17 protein-coding genes are annotated in these 19,401 nt (G+C 58.7%); 3 read left to right on the top strand and 14 right to left on the bottom strand.

Annotated features, from left to right (window positions below; genetic code table 11):
• Window positions 1-83: 83 nt before the first annotated feature.
• From sigX to ppsA, 8 genes are all read right to left on the bottom strand, one after another.
• Complete coding sequence (sigX, locus tag AC1MEE_RS07665) at window positions 84-674, bottom strand: RNA polymerase sigma factor SigX (protein WP_480414726.1); 591 nt, start codon at window positions 672-674, stop codon at window positions 84-86.
• A 90-nt stretch (window positions 675-764) separates the two neighbouring features.
• Window positions 765-1,589: a mechanosensitive ion channel family protein gene (locus AC1MEE_RS07660; protein ID WP_219060226.1), complete on the bottom strand. Its 825-nt coding sequence runs from the start codon at window positions 1,587-1,589 to the stop codon at window positions 765-767.
• A 2-nt stretch (window positions 1,590-1,591) separates the two neighbouring features.
• A complete protein-coding gene (locus AC1MEE_RS07655; RefSeq protein WP_480414725.1) occupies window positions 1,592-1,840 on the bottom strand; it encodes a CrfX protein in 249 nt (82 codons plus the stop codon).
• Window positions 1,841-1,927: 87 nt separating this feature from the next.
• The gene (locus tag AC1MEE_RS07650) at window positions 1,928-2,923 is read right to left on the bottom strand and encodes a zinc transporter ZntB (protein ID WP_480414724.1); all 996 of its coding nucleotides are present in this window, start codon (window positions 2,921-2,923) and stop codon (window positions 1,928-1,930) included.
• A gap of 12 nt (window positions 2,924-2,935) precedes the next feature.
• Window positions 2,936-3,424, bottom strand: coding sequence for a ribonuclease E activity regulator RraA (gene rraA, locus AC1MEE_RS07645; RefSeq protein WP_480414723.1), 489 nt, complete (start codon window positions 3,422-3,424; stop codon window positions 2,936-2,938).
• A 130-nt stretch (window positions 3,425-3,554) separates the two neighbouring features.
• Window positions 3,555-3,854, bottom strand: coding sequence for a Rieske (2Fe-2S) protein (locus AC1MEE_RS07640; RefSeq protein WP_480414722.1), 300 nt, complete (start codon window positions 3,852-3,854; stop codon window positions 3,555-3,557).
• 96 nt (window positions 3,855-3,950) lie between these two features.
• On the bottom strand, window positions 3,951-4,946 hold the full coding sequence (locus AC1MEE_RS07635; protein WP_480414721.1) for an alpha/beta fold hydrolase: 996 nt from the start codon (window positions 4,944-4,946) through the stop codon (window positions 3,951-3,953).
• Between the two features lie 105 nt (window positions 4,947-5,051).
• Complete coding sequence (ppsA, locus tag AC1MEE_RS07630; protein ID WP_480414719.1) at window positions 5,052-7,427, bottom strand: phosphoenolpyruvate synthase; 2,376 nt, start codon at window positions 7,425-7,427, stop codon at window positions 5,052-5,054.
• Window positions 7,428-7,597: 170 nt separating this feature from the next.
• On the opposite strand from ppsA, the gene ppsR reads away from it, so the two are divergent.
• Complete coding sequence (gene ppsR / locus AC1MEE_RS07625) at window positions 7,598-8,416, top strand: posphoenolpyruvate synthetase regulatory kinase/phosphorylase PpsR (RefSeq protein ID WP_480414718.1); 819 nt, start codon at window positions 7,598-7,600, stop codon at window positions 8,414-8,416.
• 158 nt (window positions 8,417-8,574) lie between these two features.
• Here the strand turns inward: ppsR and prpD are convergent, their stop codons facing one another.
• On the bottom strand, window positions 8,575-10,059 hold the full coding sequence (prpD, locus tag AC1MEE_RS07620; RefSeq protein ID WP_480414717.1) for a 2-methylcitrate dehydratase: 1,485 nt from the start codon (window positions 10,057-10,059) through the stop codon (window positions 8,575-8,577).
• A gap of 220 nt (window positions 10,060-10,279) precedes the next feature.
• Between prpD and AC1MEE_RS07615 the strand changes: the two genes are divergently transcribed.
• Window positions 10,280-11,338, top strand: a complete 1,059-nt coding sequence (locus tag AC1MEE_RS07615; RefSeq protein WP_480416177.1) for an IS110 family RNA-guided transposase — start codon at window positions 10,280-10,282, stop codon at window positions 11,336-11,338.
• 367 nt (window positions 11,339-11,705) lie between these two features.
• Here AC1MEE_RS07615 and prpF read toward each other — a convergent pair whose 3' ends face one another.
• From prpF to AC1MEE_RS07590, 5 genes are all read right to left on the bottom strand, one after another.
• Window positions 11,706-12,896, bottom strand: coding sequence for a 2-methylaconitate cis-trans isomerase PrpF (prpF, locus tag AC1MEE_RS07610; RefSeq protein WP_480414716.1), 1,191 nt, complete (start codon window positions 12,894-12,896; stop codon window positions 11,706-11,708).
• Window positions 12,897-12,957: 61 nt separating this feature from the next.
• Window positions 12,958-15,552 (bottom strand): Fe/S-dependent 2-methylisocitrate dehydratase AcnD, encoded by a 2,595-nt coding sequence (gene acnD / locus AC1MEE_RS07605; RefSeq protein WP_480414715.1) that lies wholly within the window; start codon window positions 15,550-15,552, stop codon window positions 12,958-12,960.
• Window positions 15,553-15,627: 75 nt separating this feature from the next.
• Entirely contained in the window at window positions 15,628-16,755 is a 1,128-nt protein-coding gene (prpC, locus tag AC1MEE_RS07600) for a bifunctional 2-methylcitrate synthase/citrate synthase (RefSeq protein ID WP_480414714.1), read from the bottom strand.
• Between the two features lie 79 nt (window positions 16,756-16,834).
• Complete coding sequence (gene prpB / locus AC1MEE_RS07595; RefSeq protein WP_480414713.1) at window positions 16,835-17,725, bottom strand: methylisocitrate lyase; 891 nt, start codon at window positions 17,723-17,725, stop codon at window positions 16,835-16,837.
• A complete protein-coding gene (locus AC1MEE_RS07590) occupies window positions 17,722-18,438 on the bottom strand; it encodes a GntR family transcriptional regulator (RefSeq protein WP_480414711.1) in 717 nt (238 codons plus the stop codon). The genes prpB and AC1MEE_RS07590 overlap by 4 nt, the downstream gene beginning before the upstream one ends.
• 422 nt (window positions 18,439-18,860) lie before the next feature.
• Between AC1MEE_RS07590 and rloA the strand changes: the two genes are divergently transcribed.
• Window positions 18,861-19,397 (top strand): retropepsin-like aspartic peptidase RloA, encoded by a 537-nt coding sequence (gene rloA, locus AC1MEE_RS07585; RefSeq protein ID WP_480414710.1) that lies wholly within the window; start codon window positions 18,861-18,863, stop codon window positions 19,395-19,397.
• Window positions 19,398-19,401 lie beyond the last annotated feature (4 nt).

The following is a 19,401-nucleotide window of genomic DNA, read 5'->3' as shown; positions in this document are numbered from 1 at the left end:
TGTTAAGCAGCCCTTCCTAACGAAGGACAACTCGTCGGCAAGTCTATCAGAACTTGCCAGCACGTTAGAGATATTTACCCGAGTTAAGTTTCGGTAATGCCTGCAAATTTCTCACGTAGTTTATCAAGGGCCCGTTTGTAGCGCATTTTCGTGGCGCTCAGGCCCATGTGCATAATATCTGCGATTTCCTGAAATTCCAGCTCTGCGACAAATCGTAGCACCAGAATTTCCCGATCAATCGGGTTCACATGGACAAGCCAGCGATCAAGTCCGCCCCGCTCTTCTGGTTTCGGCGTCCTCTCTTCAGACGCCTCCTCAAGTGGGTCGAGACTCAATGCGTCCATCAAGCGACGCTTTCGCCGTTCCTTCCTGTACTGCGTGATGCATTCATTGTAAGTGATGCTGTAGAGCCAGGTTTTGAACTTCGATTTGCCCTCGAAATTCTTCAATCCGTACAAGACCTTAAGCATCACTTCCTGACAGACATCATCAGCATCGCGATCGTTCCCTAAATAACGTGCACACACGTTAAAAAGAGTCCTTTGATAGCGCCGCATCAGTTCTTCGTATGCGCGAGTCACATGAAACAGCTCGACGTGCGCCCGCGCCACCAACTCCTCATCAGAGAGATCGCGGGGGTCGTAGCGCATGGATAGCGATTGGGTTTTATTCAAAACAAGTCGTGCCGACAGTCAGGTCAATGTCCGCCACTGCCCGTGTTCCTGGCAATTCTGTGGCGGCATACATTAGCAGGAATCGCCGGGTTAGCGGCTGCTCACTCGCTGTTCGAGGAGGATTCGGTTGGACAATGACACCAACTCTCCCTCATCGGTCAGCAAGGTAGTTTTCACCGTGCCAATTTCTTCGATCTGACCTTCGACCTCGCCAACACGCACTTGTTGCCCAACTTGATACAGCTCACGCACATAAATTCCCGCCAGAATCTGCCCGGCGATTTCACGGCTGCCCAGCCCCATTGCCAACGCAACGGCCAGACCAACGGTAATCAAACCGATCACAATCACATGGTTGAGCAGGTCGGTTTTGACCTCCAACTGGCTGATAGCGACCGAAATACTGATGATAATGACCAGCCCTTGAGCGATTCGCCCCAGGCCAGCGGAATAATCGAGCCCTACACCCTCGGCAGCACCGCGCACCAGACCATTGGCCAGTTGCGCCAGCAGTACACCGACGAGCAATACCAATGCGGCACCAAATACCTTCGGCAAGTACAGGGCCAACATGTCCAGCGTCGCGGAAACCCGCTCAAGACCCAGGGATTCAGCGGCCGAGACGAGGAAAATCAACAACACGAACCAGTAGACGATTTTGCCGACCAGGGTCGAAATCGGCACCTGGACGCCGGCCCGAGCAATCAATTTGGTCAAACCAGTACCGCCCATCAGGCGATCCAGCCCCAGCTTGGCCAGCAACTTTGACAGCAGCGTGTCGAGCAATTTGGCAACGACAAAACCCAGCAGCACCACAATGAGTGCGCCAAACAGGTTGGGAATGAAGTTAGCGACTTTGGTCCACAATACCGTCATTGCGGTGACCAGGCTCTGCGTCCAGAGATTTAATTCCATATTCAATCAGCCTTATCAGCAGGGCGAGCAGAAGAAAGAGTGCGACGCGAAACTGGCGCTACATGAGGCGAGCCGTTGTTCATACCGATCATCAACGCTTGCGACCAACGGCCGAGCAAGCTGAACAGGTCCCCCGCACCGACCTGACGGTTCGCGGTTTTCAGCACACGGCCCAGGCAAGCATCGTCATCCCGGCTGGAGGATGACGAATTGAGCATGTCGCGCAGTGATTCTTCGAACGGATCGTGCATAGGTACCTCACGCAATGTCACTGAAAGACGCGCCAAAAATTGCCCGAGTCACAAATGAGTCATTGGGTAGCGAAAACATCGACACGTCTAAACCCAGCGCAAGCGACGGAATAACCACCACTGCCCCACGCCCACTGCGCCCATTATCAAGCAAGCAATCAGAAACCCGTGAGGGTTGGCGGAACCGGGAAGGCCCCCGACGTTAACGCCCAGCAGACCGGTCAGGAAGCTCATGGGCAGGAAGATCCCGGTGATGATACCGAAGCGGTACATGACCCGGTTCATGCGCTCGCTCAGGCGTCGGTCCTCGGATTCGAGGATTAATCCGACACGTTCGCGGGTCAATTCCAACTCTTCCAGATAGCGGGTCAGGCTGTTGTTCAGTTCATTCCAGTAATTGGCATCGTCATCGACGAACCAATGCACTTTATTGCGGGTCAATTGAGCGTAAACCTCGCGTTGCGGTGCCAGAAACCGGCGCAAACCGGCAGCGCGGCGGCGAATGTGCAGCATATCGCCGTGATCAGACGCATACCGTTCATCGGCATCTATCTTTTCTTCCTCTTCATCGACTAACTCCGTCAGTTCACCGACCAGCGTCTGGACCTTGTCGGTGAGGTGTTGAGCGAGGTAGAGGATCAATTCGGAAGCGGTTTTCGGCCCTTTGCCTTGATTCAGGTGCTCGATTAGCTCATCGGTGGCACGCAGAGGACGCAAACGCAGGGAAATAACCTGCTGTGCCGCAGCAAAGATACGCACCGACACCATATCCTCAGGCTCGGCACCCGGGTTGAGGTTGACTCCACGCAGAAACAGCAGCAACTCGGCGTCGGGTAATGGCACCAAACGTGGCCGTGTGTTCTCTTCCAGCAGCAGATCGCAGCTGAACTCGCTCAGCCCGCTGGAGCTGCGCAACCAAGTCTGCGTTTGCGGATGACTGCGATCCCAATGCAGCCAGACACTTTCGTGCGGCTGCAATTGAAGACCGTCCAATTCGGTTCGAGCAATGAAACGCGCCCCGCCCTTACCATCCAGCACCAGGGCATGTACCAGCCCCCATTGCGCGTTTGTTTCGTCGAACATTCGGTGTCCTGTTTATTCCGGCATCTTTAGAGAGGTCGGGGAGATGATCACGCCGTTATTGTCGGCATAAACGTACTCTCCCGGACGAAAGGTCACGCCGGCGAACGTCACCGCCACATTCAGGTCGCCAATACCACGCTTGTCGGTTTTCATCGGGTGACTGGCCAGTGCCTGTACGCCCAGATCGGTTTGCGCGATAACGTCGACGTCGCGGATACAGCCGTAAATCACCAGCCCTTCCCAACCATTCTTTGCGGCTTTTTCGGCCAACATGTCACCCAGCAACGCCCGGCGCAGCGAACCGCCGCCATCGACCACCAGCACTTTACCCTTTCCGTCGAGCTCGACTTGCTCTTTGACCAGCGAGTTGTCCTCGAAACACTTGATGGTGACTATTTCGCCACCAAAGGAATCGCGGCCACCGAAATTGCTGAACATAGGTTCGACGACCTGCACCAATTCCGGGTAGGCATCGCACAAATCGGGAGTGAGGTAATGCATGGGTGAACTCCTGTCAGTGAAAAAACAACAATCTCATGGGGTACAGCTGATGTGACATGAAGAATCGCCTGCTGCAGATTAATTGCTGCATAGACAGACCTCATGTACGAGTCAAGGTTCCGCCGAAGCGCTAGACATCGATACCGATCCGATCGCCTTCGTACGCCAGGGTAAACAATTTCAGGCCCGGACATGAGCCCTGCAAGGGTCGTCCGCTTGGCAACTGAAACTCAATCCCATGACGCTGGCATCGCAAGACCGTACCCAGAAGAGTGCCACGGTGCAAGGGCGCACCTTGATGCGGGCAGCTGTCTTCGAGCAGCAGCGGCTGATTATCGACCACCAGCAGCAACAGATCGCGCCCGGCGACCTTGAAGGTCTGCCTATAGCCGTCATTCAAATTGATCAGACGCTCAAGTGGCACGAACATAAATACGGGACCGGAAGCGGAAAATGACTGAAACAGCGCAATGCGTCATAGCTTAGCCGCAAGCCGGCTTCAGCGAAACGGCTCGTCCAGCCTGGATCAATGCCCCGGCGCCAAGCCGTGCGACTGTGCCTGGTCGGTCAAAGGGACTGACTGATCCCGCAACCAACTCGCCACCAATGGCCAGACCTGAGTCTGCGCACCTTTGCTGACGAGCATTTCGACATGACCAAAATCTTCGGTGAAGCCCTGATCACGGCCCAGACAGACGAACTGTCGCTGCTCGGACCCGAACTGCTCGTACAGCTTGCGACAAGCCCAGGCAGGATCTTGATCATCGCCCGCGGCGGCAACGGCCAGCACCGGCACCTGCACCTCACTCAAACCGGCCCACCAATCTCGCTCGGCATCGCCAAAGCGACGGAACAGCCCATACCAGCGCATGCTTTCCAGCGCCAGGCCAATGGGCTCATCCTCGGGCCCACGCCTGAGGCGCGAACCGGAGAGGTGCGGGAAGCGCTTTAGCAACAGGCGTCCGCTCCACTCCACCGGCGGGATCTTCAACGGCCAATACGTGCGGCTGATCTGGCTGCCGAACAACGCAGCCGAGGCCACTGCCGCGGTGCCCAGGTAGTGACCGCCAAGCGCCGCGGCAAGGGTGATGCCGCCCAGCGAGTGGCCGATCCAGTGCGGAATCTGCCCGCTTTGCTCACGCACGAAGGCAGCAATCGCCGGCAGGTCATACCGCGCGTAATCGGCTACGCGGTTGTGCCGGTAAGCCTGATTGCGCGAAGAAAGGCCATGCCCACGCATTTCCGGAATCCACACATCAAAACCGGCGCGCGCCAGATACGCGCCCAGGCCAATGCCTTTGGGTGAGTACCAGAAACGTCGATTGGAGAAACTGCCGTGAAGCAAAACCACTGGAACGCCACGCGTGTCTGGCGGCTCCACCAGGCCGAGACGGGTCACAGCCAGTTCGACACTGATGTCCGGGCTGTTGGCGGGTTTCAAACGGTATACGTCCTCGATCAGATCGCCACGACGCTCGGCACTGATCAAGGCCACAGGAAAAAGATCGCTGCTGCTTTGCATATTGCTCTTGCATAAAAAAGGGCAGTCTTTTTTGAAAAAAACCGCCCTGCGAAAACAGAAAGAAACGTCAGCCTGCCAATGCAGACCGACGCCTCACTCATCACATCAGACCGGCGCCTGAGCTTCAGCCAGGAAGAACCAGGTTTCCAGCACGGAGTCGGGGTTCAACGAAACGCTTTCGATGCCCTGCTCCATCAGCCAACGAGCCAGATCCGGGTGATCGGAAGGGCCTTGACCACAGATACCGATGTACTTGCCCGCCTTGTTGCACGCCTGAATGGCGTTCGACAGCAGCTTTTTGACCGCCGGGTTACGCTCGTCGAACAGATGCGCAATGATCCCGGAGTCACGATCCAGGCCCAGGGTCAGCTGAGTCAGGTCGTTGGAACCAATCGAGAAGCCGTCGAAGAACTCAAGGAACTCTTCGGCCAGGATCGCGTTGGACGGCAGTTCACACATCATGATGATGCGCAGACCGTTCTCGCCGCGGGTCAGACCATTGGCCGCAAGCAGATCGATCACCTGACTCGCTTCGCCCAGGGTGCGCACGAACGGCACCATGATTTCGACGTTGGTCAGGCCCATCTCGTTGCGCACGCGCTTGAGGGCGCGGCATTCGAGCTCGAAGCAGTCACGGAAGCTTTCGCTGATGTAACGCGAAGCACCGCGGAAGCCCAACATCGGGTTTTCTTCTTCCGGTTCGTAGAGCTTGCCGCCGATCAGGTTGGCGTATTCGTTGGACTTGAAGTCCGACAGCCGCACGATGACCTTTTTCGGTGTGAACGCCGCCGCCAGGGTGCTGATGCCTTCGACCAGTTTTTCGACGTAGAAGCCGACCGGGTCGTCATAGCCAGCAATGCGCTTGTCGACGCTGTCTTTGATATCTTGCGGCAGACCCGCGTAATTCAGCAGCGCCTTGGGGTGCACGCCGATCATGCGGTTGATGATGAACTCCAGACGCGCCAGGCCGACACCGGCGTTGGGCAACTGGGCAAAATCGAATGCGCGGTCGGGGTTACCGACGTTCATCATGATCTTGAACGGCAGGTCAGGCATGGCGTCGACCGAGTTTTTCTTGATGTCGAAGCCCAGTTCGCCTTCGAAAATGTAGCCGGTATCACCTTCAGCGCAGGAAACGGTCACGCCCTGCCCGTCGCTCAACAACTCAGTGGCATTGCCACAACCGACCACAGCCGGGATACCCAGCTCGCGAGCGATGATCGCTGCGTGGCAGGTACGTCCGCCACGGTTGGTAACGATGGCGCTGGCGCGCTTCATCACCGGTTCCCAGTCAGGGTCGGTCATGTCGGAAACGAGTACATCGCCCGGCTGCACCTTATCCATCTCGGACACATCTTTGATGATCCGCACCTTGCCAGCGCCGATGCGCTGGCCAATAGCGCGACCTTCCACCAGCACGGTGCCGGTTTCCTTGAGCAGGTAGCGCTCCATGACATTGGCAGAGGTGCGGCTTTTCACGGTTTCAGGGCGCGCCTGAACGATGTACAGCTTGCCGTCATCACCGTCCTTGGCCCATTCGATGTCCATCGGGCACTTGTAGTGCTTCTCGATGATCATCGCCTGCTTGGCCAACTCGTTGACTTCAGCATCGGTCAGACAGAAACGCGCGCGATCAGCCGGCTCGACGTCGATGACCTTGACCGATTTACCGGCCTTGGCTTCGTCGCCGTAGATCATTTTGATTGCCTTGCTGCCCAGATTGCGGCGCAGGATCGCCGGACGACCGGCTGCAAGGGTGTTTTTGTGAACGTAGAACTCGTCCGGGTTGACCGCGCCCTGAACCACGGTTTCGCCCAGACCATAAGCGCCGGTAATAAACACCACATCGCGGAAGCCGGATTCGGTGTCCAGGGTGAACATTACGCCGGCAGTGCCGGTTTCGGAACGGACCATGCGTTGCACGCCGGCAGACAAGGCGACCAGTTTGTGGTCGAAGCCCTGGTGCACGCGATAGGAGATGGCGCGGTCGTTGAACAGCGAGGCGAACACTTCCTTGGCGGCGCGAATGACGTTTTCGACGCCGCGAATGTTGAGGAAGGTTTCTTGCTGACCGGCGAAGGAGGCGTCCGGCAAATCTTCGGCGGTGGCCGAAGAACGCACGGCGACGGCCAGGTTCGGGTTGCCGGCCGACAGTTCAGCGAACGCCATACGAATCTCGGCGTTGAGTTTCTCGGGGAACTCGGCTTCCATGATCCAGGCGCGAATCTGTGCGCCGGTCTTGGCCAGGGCGTTGACGTCATCGACATCAAGCGCATCAAGGGCCGCATGGATCTGATCGTTCAAACCGCTCAACTCAAGAAAATCACGATACGCTTGAGCCGTAGTGGCAAAGCCACCGGGGACCGAAACACCGGCACCCGCGAGGTTACTGATCATCTCGCCGAGGGATGCGTTCTTGCCCCCCACATGCTCCACATCATGGACGCCGAGCTTATCGAGGGAAACTACGTACTCTACCAAGGTGATCTCTCCACTAACTGTGTTGGGAAAAGCTCAGGACGCTGAAACTGCAGAAAGAGCGGTTCCGAGCGTGTGTGGCCTGGACCTGGAAAATAAGTGAGAATGCCGGCAGGTCCGCAAGCGGACCTATCATATCCAAGATTCGTCACCAGCTTAAGGCCCCGGCGCAAATGAAACGATCTGCTTTCTTTATCTCCGACGGCACGGGCATCACCGCCGAGACCCTCGGCCAAAGCCTGTTGGCGCAGTTCGAAAACATTACGTTCACCAAACTCACGCGACCGTACATCGATAGCGCGGAAAAGGCGCGCGCAATGGTACAACAAATCAACGCCGCCGCCGACCGGGACGAAGTTCGACCGATCATTTTCGATACCATCGTCAATCAGGACATTCGTGAAATCCTGGCGACTTCCAACGGTTTCATGATCGATATTTTTTCGACTTTCCTCGCCCCGCTGGAGCAGGAGCTTAGTTCACACTCCTCCTATTCGGTGGGGAAATCCCACTCTATCGGGCACAACTCCAACTACATGGAGCGGATCGAGGCAGTGAACTTTGCTCTCGATAATGATGATGGCGCCCGCACGCACTACTACGATAAGGCCGACTTGATTCTGGTGGGTGTCTCGCGCTGTGGCAAAACCCCGACTTGTCTATACATGGCCATGCAATTCGGCATCCGCGCGGCCAATTACCCGCTGACCGAAGACGACATGGAGCGCCTGCAACTGCCCGCCGCACTCAAGCAGCATCGGAACAAATTGTTCGGCCTGACCATCGATCCGGACCGATTGACCGCCATCCGTCATGAACGCAAACCCAACAGCCGCTATTCCAGCTATGCGCAGTGCGAATTCGAAGTGCGCGAAGTCGAAAGTCTGTTCCGCCGCGAAAACATCGCGCACATCAATTCCACCCATTTTTCGGTGGAAGAGATCTCCGCGAAGATCCTCGTGGAAAAAGGTGTCGAGCGGCGGTTCAAGTAATGCTTGAACAATGTAGGAGCTGACTTGTCTGCGATCCGTCCGGGGTCGCGCTCGACCGAAGCGCTGGCAAAAATGGTGAGTTCACCACCGCCGGAAGGTCCTTCGGCCCTTTTCGCAGACAAGTCAGCTCCTACACAGTTCAGATTTCAGCCGTCAGTTCAAATCACCCACAAATCAACAAACCGATTAACCGGCGTTGCCTCCAACTTCGCCTGATCCTTGCACAGGGCGAAGATTTCGCTGCTGCGCTGGGCGGTGAATCGGGTGGCCAGGTTGGCCTTGAACTTGTCTTCGAGCAACGGGATGCCATCGCCGCGACGACGACGGTGACCGATCGGGTACTCGACCACCACTTGCTCAGTGCTGGAGCCATCCTCGAAGAACACTTGAATCGCGTTGGCGATAGAGCGTTTGTCAGCCTCCAGGTACTCGCGGGTATAGCGCACGTCTTCAACGATCACCATCTTCTCGCGCAGCTCGTCGATGATCGGATGGGCGGCGTGGAAGTCGTCTTCGTACTGCTCGGCAACCAGGTTGCCAAAGGCCAACGGCACAGCGGTCATGTACTGAATGCAGTGATCGCGGTCAGCCGCGTTGGCCAGCTTGCCCTGCTTGGAAATGATGCGAATCGCCGATTCATGGGTAGTGATGACGATTTTTTCGATCTCGTGCAGACGACCCTTGACCTGCGGATGCAGGGTCACCGCTGCCTCACAGGCAGTTTGCGCATGGAATTCGGCCGGGAAGCTGATTTTGAACAGCACGTTCTCCATCACGTAGGTGCCGTACGGCTGGGACAGACTGAACTCGCGCTTGTCCTCCGGCTTAAGCGCCAGATCCTTGTTGGTGTGGCTGAACAGTACGTCGTAGAAGCCCCACTGCGGTGCACTCAGAACACCCGGAATGCCCATCTCACCGCGCATGGCGATATCGGCCAGACGCACACCACGGCTCGACGCATCGCCCGCTGCCCAGGATTTACGTGAGCCCGCATTTGGCGCGTGACGGTAGGTCCGCAGCGCCTGACCATCGACGAACGCATGAGACAACGCAGCCAGCAGCTGTTCGCGATTGGCACCCATCAGTTTGGCGGTGACGGCAGTCGACGCCACTTTCACCAACAATACGTGGTCGAGACCGACGCGGTTGAAGGAGTTTTCCAGTGCGATCACACCCTGGATTTCGTGCGCCATGATCATCGCTTCAAGCACGGCGCGCACGGTCAGCGGCGCATCGCCATTGGCTACACGCTTCTGCGACAGATGGTCGGCTACAGCGAGGATACCGCCCAGGTTGTCCGACGGATGACCCCATTCAGCAGCCAGCCAGGTGTCGTTGTAGTCGAGCCAGCGCACGATACAACCGATGTCCCAGGCCGCCTTTACCGGGTCCAGACGAAAGCTGGTGCCCGGAACCCGGGCGCCGAACGGCACCACGGTGCCTTCTACGATCGGGCCCAGGTGCTTGGTGCATTCCGGGAAGCGCAGCGCCAGCAGGCCACAACCCAAGGTGTCCATCAGGCAGTTGCGCGCAGTGTCCAGCGCCTCCTTGGACTTGATCTTGTAATTCAGAACGTAATCGGCGATGTCTTGCAGGACCTTGTCGTAGTCCGGGCGGTTATTCAGATCAACGTTGGCGCTCATCTTTAACTCCCTCTATTGATACCGTCTAGACACCGCCCACTAATGAAATGGTTACGGGTCAGACACAACATTGTGGGCTGACCTCAATCCTGTAATTGGATGGACTCGCCCAAGCCGAGGCGTCTATGCGCCACGGTGGCATCCTAAGCATGCCAACGACAGCGAGGGCGAGCCCATGAAAAAGCATACGACGATAAGTAATTCCTTGTCTGCGACCAATGTGTCGACGTGCACGACCGTGGCGGTGGATTTGGCCAAGAATGTGTTTCAGGTCGCGGGTGAAGACACCCTTGGCCAAGTGGTCCACGAGCAACGGATCAAGTCACGCGAAGCTTTCCACCTGTTCCTGCGCCAGTTGCCGCCGGGCGTGACAGTGCTGATGGAGACCGGTCCGGGCGCGCAGGCCTGGGCGCGGCTATTACAAGCGCAAGGTAATCCGGTGCGAATCCTGCCCGCACAGCGTGTGGCCGAGCACCGCAGTGGAGCGAAGAACGACCGCAACGATGTACTGGCCATATTGCGTGCAGGCCGAGATCACAAGATTGCAGCCGTGCCGGTCAAGAGCGAGGCGGCGTTAGCGATGCAGGCACTGCACCGCGTCCGGCAGGGGTGCGTGCGACGGCGCACGGCCATGGGTAACCAGATGCGTGGCTTGCTGCTGGAACATGACATTGCCATGGCACAGGGCGAGACGGCTATCAGCCGGGGCGTGTTACGGGTACTGGAAGACCCCAGCCAGCCGCTGCCGGAGTTGTTGCGCGAACTGATCGCCGAAATACTGGGTGAATGGAGCCAACTGGGCGAACGCATCAACGTGCTGACGGGGCGCCTCGAAGCCAGTGCACACGCGGACGAGACGGCGAAACGACTGATGACGATACGGGGTGTCGGCCCGATCATCGCCACGGCGATGCTGGCCAAAACGACCGAACCTGAGCGCTTTGCCAACGCGCGCCAGTTCGCCGCCTATTTCGGCACGGTGCCCGAACAGAACAGCAGCGGGCAAAAGGTTCGACTGGGCAAAATGTGCAAGCGCGGTGACGCCTACATGCGCAGCCTGGCGATTCAAGGTGCGCACGCCGTATTGAGGCAGGTGCGGCCGGATTCGGAACATCCAGATGACCAGCGTCTGCGACGCTGGTTGAGCCGTCACGGTCAAAAAGGTGCGGCGGTGCGGTTGGCCAACCGCAACCTGCGCATCATGTGGGTGCTGTTGCAAAACGAGCAAACCTATCATCGCCAACCGGCCACTGACCAGGAGGCGGCGATGAGGACCTGATTAACAGAGTTCTGCCACCGGGGCGCTGAGTCGCCTCAACCTCTGCTGAAGAACATTGACCCTAGGTCAGACCGTCGCGGATAGATGCCTGAGCTCCTACCGGCCCTTGAGGCCTTAATGTAATCGGCATACCGCGAGCTCACCCAATGTTGGCCAGAAGCCGATAAAGGCTTCCTCGAACAGGCCTTTATACATAGATGCAACCGGGTAGCAGTGTTCAAAAGCGGGTTGAAAGTGGGGGCGAGTCCATACATAGGAGCTGGCTTGCCTGCGATCAGTTTGATGCGGTGTGTCTGACACACCACCATCGCGGGCAAGCCCGCTCCTACAGTGAGTTACGGGTCAGGCACAGCATTGTGGGCTGACCTCAAAACGCATCACCCGGCACCCGCACCCACCCTTCCATCAACACTCGGGCGCTGCGACTCATAATGGCCTTGGTCACCGTCCATTCGCCGTTGTTCTGGCTGGCTTCGGCACCGACGCGCAGGGTGCCCGAGGGGTGACCGAAGCGCACTGCGCTGCGCGGGCTGCCTCCTGCTGCGAGGTTAACCAGCGTGCCCGAAATCGCGGCGGCGGCGCCGATGGCCACGGCAGCCGTGCCCATCATGGCGTGGTGCAGCTTGCCCATGGACAGCGCGCGCACCAGCAGATCCACGTCAGCGGCGACCACCGGTTTGCCGCTGGAGGCGAGGTAATCGGCAGGCCCTGCTACGAAGGCGACCTTGGGCGTGTGTTGGCGCTTGGCGGCTTCATCGAGGTGCTGGATCAGGCCCATGCGCAGTGCGCCGTGTGCGCGAATCGTCTCGAACATGGCCAGCGCCTTGGCGTCGCCATTGATGTCACCTTGCAACTCGGTGCCGGTGTAACCGATATCGCGCGCGTTGACGAAAATAGTCGGGATCCCAGCATTGATCATGGTGGCCTTGAACGTTCCGACGCCAGGCACTTCGAGATCGTCCACGAGATTACCGGTAGGAAACATCGAGCCGCCCGCCCCCTCTTCCTCGGCGGCCGGGTCCATGAATTCGACCTGGACTTCGGCGGCGGGGAACGTGACGCCATCGAGCTCGAAGTCACCGGTTTCCTGCACGGCGCCATCGGTGATGGGCACGTGCGCGATGATGGTCTTGCCGATGTTGGCCTGCCAGATGCGCACGATTGCCACGCCGTTGCGCGGGATGCGGCTGGCATCCACCAGACCGTTGCTGATGGCGAACGAGCCGACGGCGGCGGAAAGGTTGCCGCAGTTGCCGCTCCAGTCGATGAAGGGCTTGTCGATCGAGACCTGACCGAACAGGTAATCGACGTCGTGGTCAGGCTTGGTGCTCCTGGACAGGATGACCGTCTTGCTGGTGCTTGAGGTCGCCCCGCCCATACCGTCGATCTGCTTGTCGTAAGGGTCAGGGCTGCCGATCACGCGCAGCAGCAGTGCATCCCGGGCCGCGCCCGGAACCTGGGCAGAATCGGGGAGGTCTTGCAGGCGGAAGAACACGCCTTTGCTGGTGCCGCCGCGCATGTAAGTAGCGGGAATCTTGATTTGCGGTACGTGGGCCATCGGAATGTTTTTCCTTGTAAGCCGGGGCGGGACGTTTCCGCCCCCCCCCCGGCTTGTCGCGTTAGACAGCAACAGTCGATTCGAGGAAGTCCTGGGCAAAACGCTGCAGTACACCGCCAGCCTCGTAGATCGACACTTCTTCGGCAGTATCGAGACGGCAGGTGACCGGCACTTCGACACGCTCGCCGTTCTTGCGGTTGATCACCAGGGTCAGCGTGGTACGCGGAGTGCGCTCGCCGATCACGTCAAAGGTTTCGCTGCCGTCGATGCCCAGGGTCTTGCGATCGACCCCTGACTTGAACTCCAGCGGCAACACACCCATGCCCACCAGATTGGTGCGGTGGATGCGCTCGAAGCCTTCGGCGGCGATGGCTTCCACGCCGGCCAGACGCACGCCCTTGGCCGCCCAGTCACGGGAAGAACCCTGACCGTAGTCGGCACCGGCGATGATGATCAGCGGCTGCTTGCGCTCCATGTAGGTCTCGATGGCTTCCCACATGCGGGTCACCTTGCCTTCCGGCTCGATACGGGCAAGGGAGCCTTGTTTGACCTCGCCGTTCTCCAACACCATCTCGTTGAACAGCTTCGGGTTGGCAAAGGTGGCACGCTGGGCGGTCAAGTGGTCGCCGCGGTGAGTAGCGTAGGAGTTGAAGTCCACCTCTGGCAGGCCCATCTTCGCCAGGTACTCGCCGGCCGCGCTGTCGAGCATGATGGCGTTCGACGGCGACAAGTGATCGGTAGTGATGTTATCCGGCAGCACTGCCAATGGACGCATGCCCTTGAGTGGACGAGCACCGGCCAGCGCGCCTTCCCAGTACGGCGGACGGCGGATGTAGGTACTCATCGGGCGCCAGTCATACAGCGGCTCGACCTTGGGACCGGTGTCCTCCTGGATGGCGAACATCGGGATATAGACCTGGCGGAACTGCTCCGGCTTCACCGAGGCCTTGACCACGGCATCAATCTCTTCGTCAGTCGGCCAGATGTCCTTCAGACGAATGTCCTTGCCGTTGGCATCCAGACCCAGCACATCCTTCTCGATGTCGAAACGGATGGTCCCGGCAATGGCGTAGGCCACCACCAGCGGCGGCGAGGCCAGGAAGGCCTGCTTGGCATACGGGTGGATACGCCCGTCAAAGTTGCGGTTACCCGACAGCACAGCGGTGGCGTACAGGTCGCGGTCGATGATTTCCTGCTGGATGACCGGGTCCAGCGCACCGGACATCCCGTTGCAGGTGGTGCAGGCGAAAGCCACTATGCCGAAACCCAGTTGCTCAAGCTCGTGGGTCAGACCGGCTTCGTCCAGGTACAGCGCAACGGTCTTCGAACCGGGCGCCAGGGAAGACTTGACCCACGGTTTGCGGGTCAAACCCAGCTTGTTGGCGTTGCGTGCCAACAAGCCGGCGGCGATGACGTTGCGCGGGTTGCTGGTGTTGGTGCAGCTGGTGATGGCGGCAATGATCACTGCACCGTCCGGCATCTGCCCGGGCACCTCGTCCCACTGCCCGGCAATGCCTTGGGCCGCGAGGTCTGCGGTGGCCACACGGGCGTGGGGATTGCTCGGGCCCGCCATGTTGCGCACCACGGAAGACAGATCAAAGCGCAGCCCACGCTCATATTGCGCGCTCTTCAGGCTGTCGGCCCAAAGGCCGGTGTGTTTGGCGAAATTCTCGACCAGTTGCACCTGCTCGTCTTCACGGCCAGTGAGCTTGAGGTAATCGATGGTCTGCTGGTCGATATAGAACATCGCCGCGGTGGCACCGTACTCCGGGGCCATGTTGGAAATGGTGGCGCGGTCGCCGAGGGTCAGCGCCGAGGCACCTTCGCCGAAGAATTCCAGCCAAGCCCCGACCACCTTCTGCTGGCGCAGGAATTCGGTCAGCGCCAGCACCATGTCGGTGGCGGTGATGCCAGGCTGCAGCTTGCCGGTGAGTTCGACGCCGACGATTTCTGGCAGGCGCATCCAGGAGGCGCGGCCGAGCATAACGCTTTCGGCTTCAAGGCCACCGACACCAATGGCGATCACACCCAAGGCATCCACGTGCGGAGTATGGCTATCGGTGCCCACGCAGGTGTCGGGGAAGGCCACGCCATCGCGCACCTGAATCACCGGCGACATCTTCTCCAGGTTGATCTGGTGCATGATCCCATTGCCCGGCGGGATCACGTCAACGTTCTTGAACGCTTTCTTGGTCCAGTTGATGAAATGGAAGCGGTCTTCGTTGCGACGGTCTTCGATGGCGCGGTTTTTTTCGAACGCCTCCGGATCGAAGCCACCGCGTTCCACGGCCAACGAGTGATCGACGATCAGCTGGGTCGGCACCACCGGGTTGACCTGCGCCGGGTCACCGCCCTGCAAGGCGATTGCATCGCGCAAGCCGGCAAGGTCGACCAGTGCTGTCTGGCCGAGAATGTCATGACACACCACGCGGGCCGGGAACCACGGGAAGTCCAGATCGCGTTTACGCTCAATGAGCTGCTTCAGCGAGTCGGTCAGCGTGGCCGGATCGCAACGGCGCACCAGGTTCTCGGCCAGCACGCGGGAGGTGTAAGGCAGTGTGTCGTAGGCCCCGGGCTTGATCCCATCGACCGCCGCGCGGACGTCGAAGTAATCCAGTCGGGTACCGGGCAGCGGTTTGCGGTGTTCAATATTCATGGCGCGGGGACTCACTCACGGAATGGTCAGAGGGACGGGCGGGGAGCGTTGATGATCGCACTCCCCCTTCCCCTGTCAGCGTTGCTCGATTGGCACGAACTTGCGCTGTTCGACGCCCACATACTCGGCGCTCGGCCGGATGATGCGATTGTTGGCACGTTGTTCGAAGACGTGCGCGGCCCAGCCGGTCAGCCGCGAGCAGACGAAGATCGGCGTGAACAGCTTGGTCGGAATGCCCATGAAGTGGTACGTCGTGGCATGGTAGAAGTCGGCATTGGGGAACAGTTTTTTCTGTTCCCACATGGTTTTTTCGATGGCTTCGGACACCGGGTAAAGCACGGTATCGCCCGCTTCATCGGCGAGCTTTTTCGACCAGCCCTTGATCACCTCGTTACGCGGATCGCAATCTTTGTAGATCGCGTGACCGAAGCCCATGATCTTGTCCTTGCGCTCAAGCATGCCCAGCGTGCCTTTGATGGCTTCTTCGGCAGAACCGAAGCGCTGGATCATTTCCATCGCCGCTTCGTTGGCACCACCATGCAACGGGCCACGCAATGTGCCAATGGCCGCGGTGACGCAGGAATAGAGGTCCGACAGCGTCGAGGCACAGACCCGCGCGGCAAAAGTCGAGGCGTTGAATTCGTGCTCGGCGTACAGGATCAGCGAAACATCCATCACCTTGCGGTGCAGCTCACTCGGTTGTTTATCCAGCAACAGGTGCAGGAAATGCCCGCCGATGGACTCTTCGTCAGTCACGCAATCGATGCGCACACCGTCATGACTGAAACGATACCAATAGGTCATGATCGCCGGGAACGCCGCCAGCAGGCGGTCAGTGACATCGCGCTGCTGCTCGAAGCTCGCTTCAGGCTCCAGCGTGCCGAGCATCGAAGCGCCGGTACGCATTACGTCCATCGGGTGGGCATCGGCAGGAATGCGCTCCAGCACTTCCTTCAAGACTTGCGGCAAGTCACGCAGGCCTTGCAACTTTTTCATGTAGGCCGCAAGTTCGGCCTGGGTCGGCAATTCGCCGTAAAGCAGCAGGTAAGCCACTTCTTCAAAACGGGCATCGGCGGCCAGTTCACGCACGTCATAACCGCGATACGTCAGGCCCGCGCCGCTCTGCCCTACGGTAGACAGCGCGGTCTGCCCCGCCACCTGGCCCCGCAGGCCAGCCCCACTCAACACTTTTGCTTCAGCCATTGCTTTCTCCAATCTTGAATTTATTTGAGAAACTGCAATTTATTCCAGGCAACTTCAGGCCTGGACCCGGCGCTCAGAATCACTTCTTCTGTGCGAACAACGCATCGAGCTTCTGCTCGAAGATGTGGTAATCGATGGCGTCGTACAGCTCCATGCGGGTCTGCATGGTGTCGATGACGTTCTTCTGCGTGCCATCGCGACGAATGGCGCCGTAGACGTTTTCTGCGGCCTTGTTCATGGCGCGGAACGCTGACAATGGATAGAGCACAAGGGAGACATCGGCCGAGGCCAATTCATCAGTGGTATAGAGCGGCGTAGCACCGAATTCGGTGATGTTGGCCAGGATCGGCGCGCCAACCCGTGAGGCGAACAACTTGTACATCTCAAGTTCGGTGATGGCTTCCGGAAACACCATGTCAGCGCCGGCTTCGACGCAGGCCGCCGCCCGTTCCAGCGCCGATTCCAGCCCTTCGACTGCCAGCGCATCGGTACGCGCCATGATCACGAAGCTGTCATCGGTGCGCGCGTCGACGGCGGCTTTGATACGATCGACCATCTCTTGCTGGGAGACGATTTCTTTATTCGGGCGATGGCCGCAACGTTTGGCGCCGACCTGATCTTCGATATGAATCGCTGCCGCGCCGAACTTGATCATCGACTTGACCGTACGCGCCACGTTGAACGCGGAAGAACCGAAACCGGTATCCACATCCACCAGCAACGGCAGGTCGCAGACATCGGTAATCCGACGCACGTCGGTCAACACGTCATCCAGACCCGTGATGCCCAAGTCCGGGAGACCAAGCGAACCCGCTGCCACACCGCCACCCGAGAGATAGATCGCTTTGAAGCCGGCACGCTTGGCCAGCAGCGCGTGGTTGGCATTGATCGCGCCCACCACTTGCAGCGGATGTTCGCTGGCGACGGCATCACGGAAACGCTGACCGGGAGTGGTCTTGTCGTAACTCATTTTTCACCTCGGGCTGTGGGCTTGGGAGCCGCCTGATAATGGCGCTCGATATTGCGTTTCGATGCGCCGATATGGCGGCGCATCAACAACTCGGCCAGTTCGCCATCACGCTCGGCAATGGCATCAAGAATACGGTGGTGCTCGGCAAACGCCTGACGCGGACGATTGGGCGTCGCGGAAAACTGGATGCGGTACATGCGCACCAGTTGATACAGCTCGCCGCAGAGCATTTGGGTCAGCGTGCGGTTGCCACTGCCTTGAATGATTCGGTAGTGGAAATCGAAATCGCCTTCTTGCTGGTAATAACCCACGCCTGCCTGAAAAGCCGCATCGCGTTCATGGGTATCTAGGACCCGACGCAACTCGTCGATTTCCTCGTCGGTCATCCGTTCGGCGGCCAGGCGACAGGCCATGCCTTCCAGAGACTCGCGAATTTCATACAGCTCGATCAGCTCGGCATGGCTCAGGGAAACCACACGAGCGCCCACATGAGGGATGCGCACCAGCAGGCGCTGCCCTTCAAGTCGATGAATCGCCTCACGCAGCGGCCCACGGCTGATGCCATAGGTGCGCGCCAGCTCAGGCTCGGAAATTTTGCTGCCCGGCGCGATCTCGCCTTTGACTATAGCCGCCTGAATGCGCCGAAAGACGTTTTCGGACAAGGTCTCCGAATCGTCTTGGGTCAAACCTGGGATTTCGATCGTATCCAGCATATTGTTGACACCTTGGTCGCCATCGATGCCAAAAATAGCCAATACAGCCTAATACGTCAACGCAAAAGTAGAGACTGTCGACAATCGTCTAATGCCGATGCCAATCTACTGTAGGAGCTGACTTGTCTGCGATCGGCTGCGAAGCAGTCGTAAAATGGCTGAATTCACTATCGCAGGAAGGCCCTTCGGCCCTTTTTCGCAGACAAGTCAGCCCCTACAGGGACCGCGCCAGCACCGAATATTCCTACAAGATTTGCCAGCGGCTTCATTGGCTGCCGCCATAAAACTCTCATGCTAGAATGCCGCCCGGATCTGTCGGCTGAAACCGATGCCACTGCCTGTCTGCCAGGTGCCCAGGAAGCTAGCGCGCACTGTGAAACCGCCCTTGCCCCCGAAGATCGCCCGTCACTGCGCCAGGACTTATGAGACTCAAGCTCTTCCCCACCCTATTCTGTTTGTTCTTTCTACCCGGCGTGAGCGCTGCGGCTGACAAGACCGTTTATGGCCTCAACGAATACGCCACACTTTCCGATATCGATCTGCAGGTCGCGGCAAAACTCGACACGGGCGCCAAAACCGCCTCTCTCAGTGCCCGCGATATCAAACGCTTCAAACGCAATGGCGAAAGCTGGGTGCGCTTCTATCTGGCCATTGACGACGCCCATGCGCACCCCATCGAACGCCCACTGGCGCGGGTCAGCAAAATCAAGCGCCGCGCCAGCGACTACGACCCAGACGACGAGAAAAAGTACACCGCACGCCCGGTTATCAGCCTGGATGTGTGTATGGGGACTGCGTTACGCAACATCGAAGTGAACCTGACTGACCGAAGCGCATTCGAATACCCGCTGTTGATCGGCTCCGAAGCCCTGAAAAACTTTGATGCGCTGGTCGATCCAAGTCTTAAATACGCAGCCGGCAAACCTGCCTGTGCTACCGACGCTCATACGGCAGAGTAATACC

The organism is Pseudomonas sp. ASL3, assembly GCF_056680425.1.
Note: the sequence above shows the minus strand (reverse complement) of the source record. Positions and strands in the feature narration are given on the sequence as shown.